Source organism: Pseudoalteromonas sp. (assembly GCF_018402495.1).
GTDB lineage: Bacteria > Pseudomonadota > Gammaproteobacteria > Enterobacterales > Alteromonadaceae > Pseudoalteromonas.
Window position 1 is genome coordinate 518109 of the sequence record NZ_JAGYIU010000002.1, and the last position, 13637, is coordinate 531745.

General features: G+C 40.4%; 17 protein-coding genes. 6 read left to right on the plus strand and 11 right to left on the minus strand.

All coding sequences use genetic code 11. The features are described 5' to 3' along the window. The 6 genes from lepB to rpoE form a co-directional block, all read right to left on the minus strand. Window positions 1–936 (minus strand): signal peptidase I, encoded by a 936-nt coding sequence (lepB, locus tag KG708_RS07915; RefSeq protein ID WP_213608867.1) that lies wholly within the window; start codon window positions 934–936, stop codon window positions 1–3. 16 nt (window positions 937–952) lie between these two features. Next, window positions 953–2740 (minus strand): translation elongation factor 4, encoded by a 1788-nt coding sequence (lepA, locus tag KG708_RS07920; RefSeq protein ID WP_213608868.1) that lies wholly within the window; start codon window positions 2738–2740, stop codon window positions 953–955. Between the two features lie 122 nt (window positions 2741–2862). Then, window positions 2863–3312, minus strand: coding sequence for a SoxR reducing system RseC family protein (locus KG708_RS07925; RefSeq protein ID WP_213608869.1), 450 nt, complete (start codon window positions 3310–3312; stop codon window positions 2863–2865). 11 nt (window positions 3313–3323) lie between these two features. Further along, a complete protein-coding gene (locus tag KG708_RS07930; protein WP_213608870.1) occupies window positions 3324–4277 on the minus strand; it encodes a MucB/RseB C-terminal domain-containing protein in 954 nt (317 codons plus the stop codon). 4 nt (window positions 4278–4281) lie between these two features. Then, on the minus strand, window positions 4282–4896 hold the full coding sequence (locus tag KG708_RS07935; RefSeq protein WP_213608871.1) for an RseA family anti-sigma factor: 615 nt from the start codon (window positions 4894–4896) through the stop codon (window positions 4282–4284). Window position 4897: 1 nt separating this feature from the next. Continuing rightward, window positions 4898–5479 (minus strand): RNA polymerase sigma factor RpoE, encoded by a 582-nt coding sequence (gene rpoE / locus KG708_RS07940; RefSeq protein WP_010387792.1) that lies wholly within the window; start codon window positions 5477–5479, stop codon window positions 4898–4900. Between the two features lie 245 nt (window positions 5480–5724). Here rpoE and nadB point away from each other — a divergent pair, with 245 nt between their 5' ends. Further along, on the plus strand, window positions 5725–7350 hold the full coding sequence (gene nadB / locus KG708_RS07945) for an L-aspartate oxidase (protein ID WP_213608872.1): 1626 nt from the start codon (window positions 5725–5727) through the stop codon (window positions 7348–7350). 117 nt (window positions 7351–7467) lie between these two features. Here nadB and KG708_RS07950 read toward each other — a convergent pair whose 3' ends face one another. Then, entirely contained in the window at window positions 7468–7818 is a 351-nt protein-coding gene (locus KG708_RS07950) for a protein YgfX (protein WP_213609335.1), read from the minus strand. A gap of 55 nt (window positions 7819–7873) precedes the next feature. After that, window positions 7874–8125, minus strand: coding sequence for a succinate dehydrogenase assembly factor 2 (locus tag KG708_RS07955; RefSeq protein ID WP_213608873.1), 252 nt, complete (start codon window positions 8123–8125; stop codon window positions 7874–7876). 152 nt (window positions 8126–8277) lie between these two features. Between KG708_RS07955 and KG708_RS07960 the strand changes: the two genes are divergently transcribed. Together KG708_RS07960 and KG708_RS07965 are read left to right on the plus strand one after the other, a co-directional pair. Next, the gene (locus KG708_RS07960) at window positions 8278–9189 is read left to right on the plus strand and encodes a transcriptional regulator (protein WP_213608874.1); all 912 of its coding nucleotides are present in this window, start codon (window positions 8278–8280) and stop codon (window positions 9187–9189) included. A gap of 11 nt (window positions 9190–9200) precedes the next feature. Next, a complete protein-coding gene (locus tag KG708_RS07965; RefSeq protein ID WP_213608875.1) occupies window positions 9201–9686 on the plus strand; it encodes a peptidylprolyl isomerase in 486 nt (161 codons plus the stop codon). Window positions 9687–9739: 53 nt separating this feature from the next. On the opposite strand, the gene KG708_RS07970 is transcribed toward KG708_RS07965, so the two are convergent. Genes KG708_RS07970 through KG708_RS07980 form a run of 3 tightly spaced genes read right to left on the minus strand, consistent with a single transcriptional unit; the run spans window position 9740 to window position 11429 of the window. Then, window positions 9740–10225, minus strand: coding sequence for a hypothetical protein (locus KG708_RS07970; RefSeq protein WP_213608876.1), 486 nt, complete (start codon window positions 10223–10225; stop codon window positions 9740–9742). 24 nt (window positions 10226–10249) lie between these two features. After that, window positions 10250–11062 carry a DUF481 domain-containing protein gene (locus KG708_RS07975; protein ID WP_213609337.1) on the minus strand — a complete coding sequence of 271 codons (813 nt, stop codon included), beginning with the start codon at window positions 11060–11062 and terminating at the stop codon, window positions 10250–10252. Window positions 11063–11108: 46 nt separating this feature from the next. Beyond that, window positions 11109–11429, minus strand: a complete 321-nt coding sequence (locus KG708_RS07980; RefSeq protein ID WP_213608877.1) for an HI1450 family dsDNA-mimic protein — start codon at window positions 11427–11429, stop codon at window positions 11109–11111. A 229-nt stretch (window positions 11430–11658) separates the two neighbouring features. Between KG708_RS07980 and KG708_RS07985 the strand changes: the two genes are divergently transcribed. The 3 genes from KG708_RS07985 to KG708_RS07995 all read left to right on the plus strand — a co-directional run bounded on the left by KG708_RS07985 (window position 11659) and on the right by KG708_RS07995 (window position 13611). Beyond that, window positions 11659–12450, plus strand: coding sequence for a crotonase/enoyl-CoA hydratase family protein (locus KG708_RS07985; protein WP_213608878.1), 792 nt, complete (start codon window positions 11659–11661; stop codon window positions 12448–12450). Window positions 12451–12533: 83 nt separating this feature from the next. Beyond that, window positions 12534–12887 carry a CidA/LrgA family protein gene (locus tag KG708_RS07990; protein ID WP_213608879.1) on the plus strand — a complete coding sequence of 118 codons (354 nt, stop codon included), beginning with the start codon at window positions 12534–12536 and terminating at the stop codon, window positions 12885–12887. Beyond that, window positions 12880–13611, plus strand: coding sequence for an LrgB family protein (locus KG708_RS07995; protein WP_013465650.1), 732 nt, complete (start codon window positions 12880–12882; stop codon window positions 13609–13611). Before KG708_RS07990 ends, KG708_RS07995 begins: the two co-directional genes overlap by 8 nt. Window positions 13612–13637 lie beyond the last annotated feature (26 nt).

Below are 13637 nucleotides of genomic sequence, written 5' to 3' on the forward strand. Positions count from 1 at the left end.
TTACTGAATATTACCTAGGCGTTCAAAACGAACACCAGTTGGAACCCATCCTGGTAAAATGTCATCTGGGCCATTATCAAATTCAAAACTCATCCATATAAAGACAGCTTTACCCACCAAGTTTTCTTTTGGTACAAAGCCCCAAAAGCGACTATCTTGGCTGTTATCGCGATTATCACCCATCATAAAATAATGATCAGCTGGCACCACCCATTCATCCGCAGGTGTGCCCAATTGCTGGTAGTAACGCCCTTTTCTTTCAGGCGATTTTGGGTTGATTAAAATATCATGGCTCGACGTGGTTAAATCTTCATTTAAACGCGCTAAAGCCATTGGGCCTTGCTTAAATTCATCATCATTAATTAATTTAAAATCAATTTTATTGAATTCATTACAAAGAAGTGCGCCCTTTTGAACTTCACCTTCTTCGCATTTTGGTTGAATATATAAACGCTTATCACGATAAACAATTTTATCGCCAGGTAAGCCTATAGCACGTTTAATATAATCCACTCTTTCATCTAACGGGTATTTAAAAACAACAATATCGCCACGCTCTGGTTCGCTTACATCCACTAATTGGCTGCGCCATACTGGATCTTTAATCCCATAAGAATACTTTTGCACTAAAATAAAATCGCCCACTAACAAGGTTGGCATCATAGAACCCGATGGGATCTGAAATGGCTCAAAAATAAACGATCTAAAAATAGTGATAGCAGCAATCATCGGAAAAATCGACTTTGCTGTTTCGGTAATTACCGGTTCAGGGGCAATCAATGCTGCTGTTTCTTCATCAAGTTGGCCACCGGCAGAGGTTTGAGCAATTGCTAAACGTTCCTGCCTTTTTGGGGCAAACATGAAGTGATCTATTAACCATATTAGGCCTGAGCCTAAGGTTAATAGCACCAATAAAACTGAAAAGTAGCCAGCCATTTATTATCCTTTATTTTTATTTACCAACTTTCAAAATGGCTAAAAACGCTTCTTGAGGCACTTCAACATTACCAAGTTGCTTCATTCGTTTTTTACCATCTTTTTGTTTTTGAAGTAATTTCTTCTTACGACTTACATCACCACCGTAACATTTAGCGATTACGTTTTTACGCAATTGCTTAACCGTAGTACGTGCTATTACATGTTGTCCAATCGCAGCCTGAATCGCAATATCAAACATTTGACGTGGTATAAGCTCTTTGAGTGCATCAGCAAGCTGACGGCCACGAGACTGCGCACTGTCGCGGTGCACAATAATTGCCAACGCATCAACACGCTCACCATTAATAAGAATATCTACACGCACCATGTCTGAGGTTTGGAAATGCTTAAAGTTATAATCAAGCGAAGCAAAACCACGGCTTGTTGATTTTAGCTTATCAAAAAAGTCCATTACCACTTCAGCCATTGGCAGTTCATACGTTACTGCAACTTGCTTACCGTGATAACTCATTTTAGTTTGCATACCGCGCTTATCAACACATAAAGTGATTACACTGCCTAGATACTCTTGTGGTACTAAAATATTCGCTTCTACAACTGGCTCACGTATCTCTATAATATCGTTTACTGGTGGTAAGTCAGACGGGTTATCTATTTGCGTCGTACCCTCTTTAGTCACTACCTCGTAAATAACCGTCGGCGCGGTGGTGATCAAGTCAATATTGTATTCACGCTCTAAACGCTCTTGGATAATTTCCATGTGTAGCATGCCCAAGAACCCACAACGGAAACCAAACCCTAGCGCTGTTGAGTTTTCTGGTTCAAAGAATAACGACGCATCGTTTAAGCTTAATTTGTTAAGCGCATCACGGAACGACTCGTAATCATCAGAGGCAATTGGAAACATACCTGCGTACACTTGCGGCTTAATTTTTTGAAAACCAGGTAAGCGCTGTGGTGCTGCATTTTTTTGATGCGTGATAGTATCGCCCACCGGTGCACCGTGTATTTCTTTAATACCGGCAATAACAAAGCCTACTTCACCAGTGCGTAAAATACCGGTATTGGTTTGTTTAGGCGTAAAAATACCCACATTATCAGCGGTATGAATGTGTTCATTCGACATTATTTTAATTTTGTCGCCTGTGCGTAATTCACCGTGCTTTATACGCACAAGTGATACAACGCCTTGGTATGGGTCAAACCAAGAATCAATAATTAACGCTTGTAATGGCTCGTCTTTATCACCTACTGGTGGTGGTACATCTTTGACGATCATTTCAAGTACTTCAGCAATACCTACGCCTGTTTTAGCACTACACTGCACGGCGTCAAGGGCGTCAATACCAATAATGTCTTCAATTTCTTCGGCTACACGTAATGGATCAGCTTGCGGTAAATCAATTTTATTAAGTACCGGTATAACTTCTAAGTCCATTTCTATGGCGGTATAGCAGTTTGCTAGTGTTTGTGCTTCTACACCTTGGCCAGCATCAACAACCAGCAACGCCCCTTCACAGGCCGCTAACGAACGTGATACTTCATAGGTAAAGTCAACGTGTCCAGGGGTGTCGATAAAGTTAAGTTGGTAAGTTTCACCATCATTCGCTTTATAGTTTAAAGTAACACTTTGTGCCTTAATGGTAATGCCACGTTCGCGTTCAATATCCATTGAATCCAGAACTTGCTTCTGCATTTCACGGTCGGTTAAACCACCACAAACTTGGATCAAACGGTCAGAAAGGGTCGATTTACCATGGTCAATGTGGGCGATAATCGAAAAATTACGGATATGCTTCATAAACTGAATTCTAAACTTCTATTTTAAAGGACTAAGGTCGCATGCCTAAATAACTTGAAAATACTTGCTATGTATTTTCAAGTTACTGTGGCATAAAAACGCAATTTTACATTTAATTGGCGTCAATCACCATCTATTTGAGTTAAAGGGAGGCTAATTGGATGAATTTTTATCACTTTAATTTCATGTCGAAGTGATTTTACCCATGTTTTAGCAATTAAAAAGCCGATGATGCCACCCAATATCGCGGCTAAAATTTGCCAGCCTTCGGCTAACAGTATCAATTCACTGGTTATCAAAGCGAATATTAAACTCAAAAACAAAGGCAGCATGTAAACGGCAAAAGCATGTTTTACAACATGGCTGTCATCGAGTGACAATGTCACTTTTTGGCCTATTTCTAGCTGTGTTTCAAATTTATAAGGTAATGTTTTTTTGGCAGTACCAAATAGCTTACTAAACACTTGAGAGCCACAACGTCCATTACAGCCTTCACATGCCTGTTTTTGTTGGGCTTCTAAATGCGCAACGTGGCCACTAAGGGCCACGACGGTTAACGTTTGTTCAATCATAGTTTAGTTACTTATAATGCCCGCGATACAGACTCAGCAATGGCTTTGGCACTCATGGTTGGAATGTTTCCCACCACAGAGACATCAAAATTCCCGCCGTTGTGTACATAAATCGTAGTTGCCCCCGAGGTGAGAGCGCCGCTTAAACGCTTACCCGGTAGTGGTCGTTGTACAAACACAGACACTTCAACAAACCCATCAGAAAATAAATAATAGTCTGTTAATTCATTATTTAAATCGAGTTTATGTCTGTCTGATTTAAGCAATTCAAACCCAGCAGGTAGCCAGCCAATAGTCCAATTCATAGCATTCGCTTTGGTTTGTTCATCAACCGAATTGACAGGTAATGGGGTTGGGAAGTCACGATTTAGCACTTCTAATAACAGGCTTGCCGGTTTCTCGGTTACACTAATATGAGTGAGCTGAAGCTGTTCAAGCGCTTCACCTTGATGATTAACGTACGCTGCTTTTAATAACAGCGACGACTCAGTGTCAATCCATATCCAGTAGTTATACTTGTCTTCACTTTTAGATTCAATGCGAACTAATTGCGCAGGACGTCCTGCAATACGGCCTTTACCGCCAAGCACAAAATCATAATGCGCACTTAAGCGCTCAATGTCTTTAAATAACACCTCAGGAATAGGGCCTGCAATAGAATCCGTTGTTAGCGAGTAAGGCTCTGATTGTGGCTCAAAATAGGTAACTTGGTTGTCAATGCGGATCATTTCAAGGCCAGCACCATTGAGCAAACTTAAATGCTCAAGCTCAATGTCACCTTGTTTTGCATGCACCCAGCGGTAGGGCTCCATGCTTTTACCCTTTACAACAACAAAGGAGGCATCAAAATTACGAGTATGGACTGCACTGGCCATTTCAATCAGAAGATCTTTAGCAGGGTTTGTGTCATTGGCAAAAGCATTAAAACTTAGCACCAATGACATAATAAAAGTAATTACTTTCATTTAATTAGTTTTTTTCCTCTTGCGAAATATCGTCTTTTCTTGCTGTTTTTAACGAATGTGCAGCACGAGCCTGACGTTGATGCTCAAGCACTAGCGCGCCAATACGTTGCTGTTGAAGCTCTCGTAAACCTTGTTCTGCGTTTTCTAAAGCAGGTGCCGATGAGTAACTCACTGGCGACGCCATGCCAGTTAGCGGCGTGGTTTGCAATAAAGGAATTTCATTTTGAACTGAGTCTTCAGCTTGTGGCAAGGTGTTAATACCAACAATAGTAAACATAGCCACACTTGCTGCAATAGCTAACTGCGCAACGGGCTTACGCCAATTAAATGCCACAACTTTTTTATCGCCTTGCGTAGTTAGCGGCTCTGCTGTGCTTTCAGGTTGGCTAAAGTCTGCATAAACAGGCTCACTTTCAAGGGCTAACGAAATGCGTTCGCTAATATCAAAATTCGTATTATTGTTATTTTCTTTAGCTCGCATTGCATCACCAATTAACGCGTAACGACCAAACGTAGCTACATCATCTGATGCTATAGGGGCATCATTTAATGCGTGTTCACCGTCAAGTAATGCTGATAACGATTCGTTATCTAAGCGGTTAACGTGTGCTTTTGTCATACTAAGACTCGCCTATTAATGGGTTTAATTTATTATCAATTGCTTCACGGGCACGGAAAATACGCGAACGCACCGTCCCGACTGGGCAATCCATCACCACGGCTATTTCTTCATAGCTCATCCCCTCAATTTCTCTAAGGGTAATCGCGGTTTTAAGATCTTCAGGCAAACTATCAATCGTATTAAAAATAACAGCGCGTACTTCTTCGCTTAATAGTAAATTTTCAGGTGATGCGTTTGAACGCATTGAATCAGCACCTTCATAAAACTCAGCGTCGTCAGCATCTATATCGTTTGCTGGCGGTTTACGCCCTTGAGCTACTAAATAATTTTTAGCACAATTAACGGCGATACGGTAAAGCCAAGTGTAAAAGGCACTGTCACCACGAAAGTTTGGAAGTGCACGATACGCTTTAATAAACGCCTCTTGAGCTACATCAGCAATGTCACCCTGATTTGATACATAACGTGAGATCAAACCGGCAATCTTGTTCTGATACTTCTTAACTAATAGGTTAAAGGCGTTTTTATCTCCCTGCTGAACCCTTTTCACTAACGCTAAATCTAATTCCTGCTCGCTCATTCGAGCCGGTACTCCTCTGATTGATTCTTGCTTATTATTCATAGTGTCGCCATTGTTCACACCTACTCTGACCCTTAGATGAATAAAAAGTTCTGCTTCATATTCTTTTTTTATAAAATAGCTAAAAAATTACCTATTTATACGCTAAAACCACGTAGTGGAAGTGCCGCAAATATGGTACAACTGTACATATTAAAAATAAATATTGCTCTATCTGGGCATTGTAACCGCAAAGTACCTCACAGATGAACCAAAATAAACACCACATTACAGATGTTGCTATTATTGGTAGCGGCGCAGCAGGCTTATCACTTGCTTTATCTTTGGCAAATTACTGTAACGTTACCGTGATCAGTAAAGGTGAATTAACCGAAGGCTCTACTTTATATGCTCAAGGTGGCATTGCCGCCGTTTTTGATAAAAAAAATGACAGTATAGAATCTCACGTTGAAGATACCTTAGACGCCGGTGGCGGTTTATGCGATAGAGAGGCGGTGCATTACACTGCTAGCAATGCTCATGACTGCCTACAATGGCTGATTGACCAAGGCGTGCCTTTTGATATGGAATTTGATAGCAAAGGCAAAGAGCGCTTTCATTTGACCCGAGAGGGTGGCCATAGTCATAGACGCATTTTGCATGCGGCAGATGCCACAGGCAGAGCAGTGCAAACAACGTTAATTAGCCAAGTTCAAGCGCACAGTAATATCACCTTGTTAGAGCATTATAACGCGATTGATTTAATTACCGATAAAAACATTGGTAAAACAGGGTCACATGTCCATGGTATGTATGTATGGAATAAAAAAGCCAAAAAAGTAGAAACCATTGGCGCAAAATTCGTTGCTTTGGCAACCGGTGGCGCAAGTAAAGTCTATCTTTATACTTCTAACCCTGACGTTTCTAGCGGTGATGGCATTGCTATGGCGTGGCGTGCAGGGTGTCGCGTTGCCAATATGGAATTTAATCAATTTCATCCAACCAGTCTGTATCATCCTGAACTGCAAAACTTTTTAATTACCGAAGCAATGCGGGGTGAAGGGGCCTATTTAAAACGCCCAGATGGCACGCGATTCATGAAAGAGTTTGATGAACGAGAAGAACTCGCCCCACGCGATATAGTCGCACGCGCTATCGATTTTGAAATGAAACGCCTTGGCGCAAATTGCTTATATTTAGATATTAGCCACAAAGATAAAGATTTTATTATTGAGCACTTCCCCACTATTTACGCTAAATGCTTGAGTGTAGGACTTGATATCACCAAAGAAGCGATACCTGTTGTCCCTGCTGCGCATTACACCTGTGGCGGCGTCATGACCGACTTTAATGGCAAAACCGACTTAGCTAATTTATACGCTGTGGGTGAAGTGGCTTACACAGGTTTGCACGGTGCTAATCGCATGGCGAGTAACTCATTGTTGGAGTGCATTGTGTTTGCCCATGCTGCAGCAAAAGACATTTTGAGTAAAATAGAGACCGCTCCTGCACTGGTTGAGTTACCTAGTTGGGATGAAAGCCGTGTATCTAATTCAGATGAAGAAATCGTCATCACCCATAACTGGCATGAGCTACGATTATTTATGTGGGATTATGTTGGGATTGTGCGCTCAACTAAACGCCTTGAACGCGCACTTCATCGTGTTGAGTTACTACAACAAGAAATTCACGATTATTACGCAAACTTTAGAGTGAGCAATAACTTACTTGAATTACGTAACTTAGTGCAAGTAGCCGAGCTTATTATTCGAAGCGCGATGGAGCGTAAAGAAAGCCGTGGACTGCACTTTACCATTGATTACCCAGAACAAAACGACAATCCAACGCCCACTATTTTGACTCCAAAGCGCAGTACCTATTCGCTTAATTAAAAGCGCTATTTTGAGGGGAAAGAATCGTGTCGGTAGCAAGGTGAAAATATCATTATTTAGTTGTTCTAAATGAGGTATTTTTAACATAGTTGCGTGTGATTTGTCCCCTCAAAATGATTAACTATTATTGGCATTAATTGCTGCAAGTGTTGCGCGTTTTAAACGCGCATAACTTTGCTCATCAACACTGTTAGCTGCGATGATCAGCCAATCGTGTTTGCTAAAGCCGTTAATATATAGCCAAATACTGCGACCAACTAGCCGACTTTGCTTACTAATTTCACCTTGAATGTGGCGCTCTTCATTCTCAAAACGAAATTGATTTGGCTCTAACAGTATAACGCCCTGCTCTGGTTGAGCTGCGCGTATTTTACGCCACACAATAAAGCCGCTAATAATATTGAGGCTAATACAAAAGAGTACTGCCACAGCAGAAGTTAAAAATAAGCACAACACTAAAGTAAACACGCAAAAAAAGACCACAATTGGTTTGTGGTCGGTTTTATTATTTGTAACGATAAATCTATACACGAACTCGATCTAAAATTAACTGAACCATAGTGTTTAGTTCTGCGTCTTTACATGTTTCATGGCCCATAAACCAAGCAAATAAATCTGGGTCTTCTTGCGTCAATAAACGCTGAAAAGTCGCTTGCTGTTTAGCATCTAGCGAATCATAAGCTTCTTCAACAAACGGCATAAACAAAACATCTAGCTCTAACATGCCACGGCGACAAGCCCAACGGATACGTGCTTTACTATGTATTTCAACCATTTTAAACCTCATATTTAATTAGTTCGAGTTTAACAAATGCGCGTTAATTTAACAGCACTAAATTATAAAAAAACATCACCAGTTAGTGGCTGTACCATCCGCTTTAACTACGTTATTATGTGCCTTCATTTGTTATTGCAAAGAAGGTGTTTATGTCTCTGGTTTATGCATGTCCTTTATCACATCAGGTTATTAGCCTCTCAGGCACAGATAAATTATCTTACCTACACGGACAAATCACTCAAGATCTTAATAAAATCAGCAACAACAACTTTTTGTGGACAGGTCACTGCAGCGCAAAAGGTAAGCTGTGGGGTGTATTTAAGTTATTTTCTTACCAGCAAAACTATTATTTAACTGGCTCAAGTGCTGAAGTAGACCGCTCACTTGCTGAGTTAAAAAAATACGCAGTATTTGCAAAAGTTGAAATTAATAAAGCATCGGAGCGATTAATTGGCCTAATAGGTGATGACTTAACCGATTTGCTAACGAAACTTGATATTCACTTTAGTGACGATGCTACAGCATGCGACTTTGCTAACGGTAAAGCCCTTAAACTTGCACCAAACCGCGTTTTACTAATGGTTAATAGCCAATTTTGCTTGCCTGATGAAGTATCTACCCTCGACAACGACGCTCTATGGCAGCAGGCTTCCCTGCTTGCTGGTGAACCTCAGTTGAGTGCTGATGCAATTGATGAATACGTACCACAAATGGTTAACTTACAAGCGCTTAATGGTATCAGTTTTAAAAAAGGTTGCTACACCGGCCAAGAAACCGTCGCACGTATGAAATACTTAGGTAAAAATAAACGTGCCATGTATATCGTTTCTGGGCAAAGTGAAGGATTACTCGATGCACCCGATATTGAAACCCAGTTAGGTGAAAACTGGCGCCGCGCAGGCAAACTTATAGCGCAAAGCTTTAATGAACACACACACACTTTAACTGGCTTAGTTGTGTTGCCAAACGATACTGACACCGATCAGCCTCTTCGTGCAAAACATACCCCTTCGGTAGAGCTAAACATTGTTCCTCTACCTTACTCTCTTGAAGATAAATAATAGGAATGACTATGATCGTTGCAGCAAATAAAGTGGTAAAAATGCATTACTCTGTACTAGATAATGACGGCAATACCATTGATAACTCATTTGGCGGTGAGCCATTAATTTTTATCGTTGGTACAGGCTATTTGATCCCTGGACTTGAAAACGCGCTGCAAGGCAAACAGGCTGGCGATACACTAAGCGTAAAAGTAGAGCCTGAAGAAGGTTATGGTGAACGTCATGATCACCTAATGCAAGCCGTACCAAAATCAATGTTTGAAGGTATGGAAATCGAAGTGGGCATGCAATTTCGTGCAACCACCGATGACGGCGACCAATCAGTCATGATCATCGATATTCAAGACGAAGAAGTCATTGTAGATGGTAACAACCCACTTGCTGGTATTACGCTTAACTTTGATGTAGAAATTTTAGAAGTACGCGATGCAACGACTGAAGAGCTTGAGCATGGCCATGTACATGGTGAAGGCGGTTGTAGTCACGACCACTAAAACCCATTTAGTAAAATTGCTATAAAGTAAAAAAAGCGCCTCAGGCGCTTTTTTTATAGCATATTATTATGCGTACGTAATTTAACTTGAGGCTCTGCTGATGGTACTTCGCCAGGGGTTATTTTATCTTCAAGCGCAGCAACTAACCCTGCTTGGTCATTAGTACCTAAACGATATTGGCTGCCATCTTTAAGCGTTAATTGTACGGCGCTAAAGCCTGATACTGAATAAACCCAACCATCATGTGTAATGCGAATACCAATACCATGACGATACGAATTTTGTACAGCTTTTACGTTAACTATGTCCTCTAGTGCTAATTTTTGACCAGCAACACCTGGTCCAAATGCCCAGCTAACATGAGTTTCATCAACTTTAATGGTTAAACCATGAAATAAAAACCCCGCAAGCAATAAAATACCTGCAAATACCATTAACGGCACATCGGCACCCATTAAATTCCATGCAAGTGCAACAAACCCACCTATCCATGCCAATACTACAAATATAAATACCGCATACTGCTTATGCTGATACATAACACTCTCAATTAAAGTTAAAAATTAAAAACTGTATACTAACGTTGCGCTGAGCTCTGAGTCATATTTAAGCTTATCTTCTTCAGGCTTAGAGTTATAACGGTACATATAAGCAAACTTGAGCGATACAGCCCCAACCACTTGGCTAATTAAGGCGGTTTCTGACTTTAACCGTGAATTAAGCCCAGATAAAGACTGCTCTATACTAATGTCTTGATTAAATCGGGTACGCTCAGAGACTAACCGTTCCCATTGCATTGCAATACGTAACAAATAGCCCATTTTGTCTTTATCGTCCTCAAGTGCTGTTGACTCGTCATCCGCAACTGAGCGATATAAACCAGGGCCAATATCTATATCTACTTTATTTTTAGCTCCTTGAAAAACGCGGGCACCGTAGCCGGTAGCCACCGTGCTTTTAAAATCAAGTCCGCTAAATTCATCCTCTTCATAATCGCCATAAATAAAAAACGACGAGTTTTTAACCCCTACTTTATAGTTACCTTGTGCAGAGACAAATACCCGATTAGCCGTTACGTCTGACACGCCTGTTTCGTCATTTTCATCACGTTTGTATAAGGAGTCTATTTTGAATTGATTACGCCAATTTTCAAAATCTTGGTAAAGATTCCCTTTGAGCTTGAAACTGGTTGAGTTGGTATTACCTTTACTTAAAATAAAACCAAACTCGGTATCACCATACAGTACTTCGCCTTTGTGTAGCTCATGAATTTCTTCATCGGAGAGCTCCCCATATTGATGAAAATCTTCAAAGGGATCCACTGCCCAGCTGTAGCAGCTAAATAATAAAAGCAGTAATACAAGGTACTTTCGCAAAATACATTCTCTTGCAAATGGTAATAATGAAAAGGGGCCGAAAAAGTTATTCACTTTCTTTCCATAAAATATGGCAAAAAGGCGCGTCTTTATCACGGCTAATTAATATTTTCGCAAATAAAACGTCTTCACTTTCAAATTCAAGCCCCACTAATACTTGAATAAAATGCTCAGGCTCTATTTCTAGTGCAACAAAATCTTGCCACTGTTCATCTGGCTCATCTTCTTCAATAAAGCCAAGTTCTTCACGATGTAAGTTAAACGCTTCAACATCTTTGTCGCTCAAGTTGTTAGGAGCCAACTCCAAAAAAATATCATAAGCCTGATGAGTTGCTTCTTCTACCGTAAATAAACGTGGACCTGACATGAGTGGTTAACCTCTGAGCTTTTAAGTTGGCGCTATAATATCAAAAGTTGTTCGTGTTTTGATAAAAAAACACGTTAAATACTGACTTTTTTACTTTTAACTAATACTTATAGATAAAGCAAACAGTTAGATTGGTATAAAACATTCACTTTGTGTTTATTCATCTTCATCCACTTTACTTAGTGCTAATAAAAACATAAGCTCAAACAACAGGTCAGAGGAGTGCAAAATGATAAAACTAGAAAAAAAACAGGGCATTGCTACCGTCACATTAAATCGTGTAGAAAAACAAAACGCCTTAAGCTTCACTATGTTTGTTGAACTAAATAAGGTAATTAAAAATATTAAAAAAGATGCCAGTATTCGTGCGGTTGTATTAACCGGTGAAGGTGAACACTTTTGTGCAGGGCTTGATATTAACGCGGTTATGACCTCGCCATTGAATATTGTAAAACTCTTATTTAAATGGCTGCCAGGTAATCAAAATTTAGCGCAAAAAGTCGTACTCGGTTGGCAATCATTGAGTGTGCCTGTTATTGCCAAAATAAACGGTAATTGCCTTGGGGGTGGATTACAAATAGCACTGGGGGCTGATTACCGGATTGTTCATCACAACGCTAAACTCGCCATTATGGAAGCGCGCTGGGGGTTATGCCCCGATATGGGCGCTAATGTTATGCTTGCAGGCCTAGTAAAACGCGACCAAGCACTTTGGCTAGCAAGCCATGCTGACCCCATTAGTGCTCAACACGCTTTTGAACTCGGTTTAGTAACCAAAACAACCGACGATACCGACAAAGCAACTAAAGAGATGCTTGATACACTGCAAGCTCGCTCACCCGACACACTAGCTGCAATAAAGCGTGTCACCCAACAAAGTTACAAATCCTCTGAACGCAAAATATTAGCTAAAGAAACATGGAGCCAAATTCGTCTACTGAGCAACCCTAATACTAAAAAAGCCATTGCTAAAGCCAAAGGGAAAACTGATATTGAGTTTGCAAACGCCAAGCGCTGGTAACATTGATGGTAATACTAAGGCACAATGCATAAAACAGCGTTATTTGTTAAAGTTAGGCTCTTCTATTCTAGTGAGCCAAATTAATGAAATACCTACTAAGTAGCGCAATCATTTTATTGTGCTTGGCAATAAGCAAATTCATTATGCATCTTCTTGATGCAAGTTTTCCTGCTCCTCTACTCGCCATGGTTTTGCTGCTAACGTTACTGTTATTAGGCATAGTTAAAGAACATCAACTCGCTCCTTGCGCATCACCTATTTTGAATGTAATGCCTATTTTCTTTATTCCTGCAGGCGTCGGTTTTATAGAACATTTAGGGCTAATTAAATCACATTGGCCTTTCTTAACTGCGGTCATCTTATTAGTCCCACTCAGTAGTTTAATTTTAGTGGCAAGCCTAGTGGGCTATTTTAAAGGTAGAGCTAATAATGACTAACTTAACCACCAGCATAAACCCCAGCCTATGGTGGTTAACCGTGCCATTTATTATTATTCTCTTTATTGCGCTAAGAGCGGTTAATCTTAAAATAAACCAGAGTATTTTAAAGTCATTAACCAACCCTGTTTTTTTAAGCATTGGCATTATTGCCCTACTGTTAGTCAACCTTAAATTACCCTATTCACAATTTGCCTCACATAGTCAGTTACTAAGTTGGTTATTAGAGCCGGCCATAGTTGCTTTAGCCTTGCCGCTTTATCAGCAATTTATGCACGTACGTAAAAACTTACTATTAATTGTCGCTACTTGCAGTATAGGTATTGTTAACGCCACACTGGTGGCTTTTGTATTAAGTATTTTATTTGCTGTGCCCTCACAATTAAGCGCCTCTGTTGCGGCACTCAGTGTAACAACCCCTATCACACTGCTGGTTACTGACTCATTAGGAGGAATTAGCTCACTGGCCGCTGCCATGGTTATTTTTATTGGTTTATTGGGGGCTTTGTTTGGCTTTATATTGCTCAAATTAGTTAAAATTTATAACTTTGAGGCACAAGGAATTGCAATCGGTACCGCGTGCCATGCAATTGGTACGGCGGCAGCTATTGCAGAACACCCAAAAATAGGCGCGTTTTCATCTGTAGCTATGGCACTCAGTGCATTATTAACCGCAGTGATAGTACCACTATTATATCCAATTTTAGTTAACACTTTGTTATAGTAAGCAGATAACAGTATCGCTAAAAA

Bases quoted from the DNA above. Each gene is read 5' to 3' on its own strand.
- KG708_RS07965 (WP_213608875.1), top strand. From the start codon at position 9,201: ATGATCGTTGCAGCAAATAAAGTGGTAAAAATGCATTACTCTGTACTA.
- KG708_RS07995 (WP_013465650.1), top strand. From the start codon at position 12,880: ATGACTAACTTAACCACCAGCATAAACCCCAGCCTATGGTGGTTAACC.
- KG708_RS07990 (WP_213608879.1), top strand. From the start codon at position 12,534: ATGAAATACCTACTAAGTAGCGCAATCATTTTATTGTGCTTGGCAATA.
- nadB (WP_213608872.1), top strand. From the start codon at position 5,725: ATGAACCAAAATAAACACCACATTACAGATGTTGCTATTATTGGTAGC.
- KG708_RS07985 (WP_213608878.1), top strand. From the start codon at position 11,659: ATGATAAAACTAGAAAAAAAACAGGGCATTGCTACCGTCACATTAAAT.
- KG708_RS07935 (WP_213608871.1), bottom strand. From the start codon at position 4,896: ATGACAAAAGCACACGTTAACCGCTTAGATAACGAATCGTTATCAGCA.
- KG708_RS07970 (WP_213608876.1), bottom strand. From the start codon at position 10,225: ATGTATCAGCATAAGCAGTATGCGGTATTTATATTTGTAGTATTGGCA.
- rpoE (WP_010387792.1), bottom strand. From the start codon at position 5,479: ATGAGCGAGCAGGAATTAGATTTAGCGTTAGTGAAAAGGGTTCAGCAG.
- KG708_RS07960 (WP_213608874.1), top strand. From the start codon at position 8,278: ATGTCTCTGGTTTATGCATGTCCTTTATCACATCAGGTTATTAGCCTC.
- KG708_RS07955 (WP_213608873.1), bottom strand. From the start codon at position 8,125: ATGGTTGAAATACATAGTAAAGCACGTATCCGTTGGGCTTGTCGCCGT.
- KG708_RS07925 (WP_213608869.1), bottom strand. From the start codon at position 3,312: ATGATTGAACAAACGTTAACCGTCGTGGCCCTTAGTGGCCACGTTGCG.
- lepB (WP_213608867.1), bottom strand. From the start codon at position 936: ATGGCTGGCTACTTTTCAGTTTTATTGGTGCTATTAACCTTAGGCTCA.
- KG708_RS07980 (WP_213608877.1), bottom strand. From the start codon at position 11,429: ATGTCAGGTCCACGTTTATTTACGGTAGAAGAAGCAACTCATCAGGCT.
- KG708_RS07930 (WP_213608870.1), bottom strand. From the start codon at position 4,277: ATGAAAGTAATTACTTTTATTATGTCATTGGTGCTAAGTTTTAATGCT.
- lepA (WP_213608868.1), bottom strand. From the start codon at position 2,740: ATGAAGCATATCCGTAATTTTTCGATTATCGCCCACATTGACCATGGT.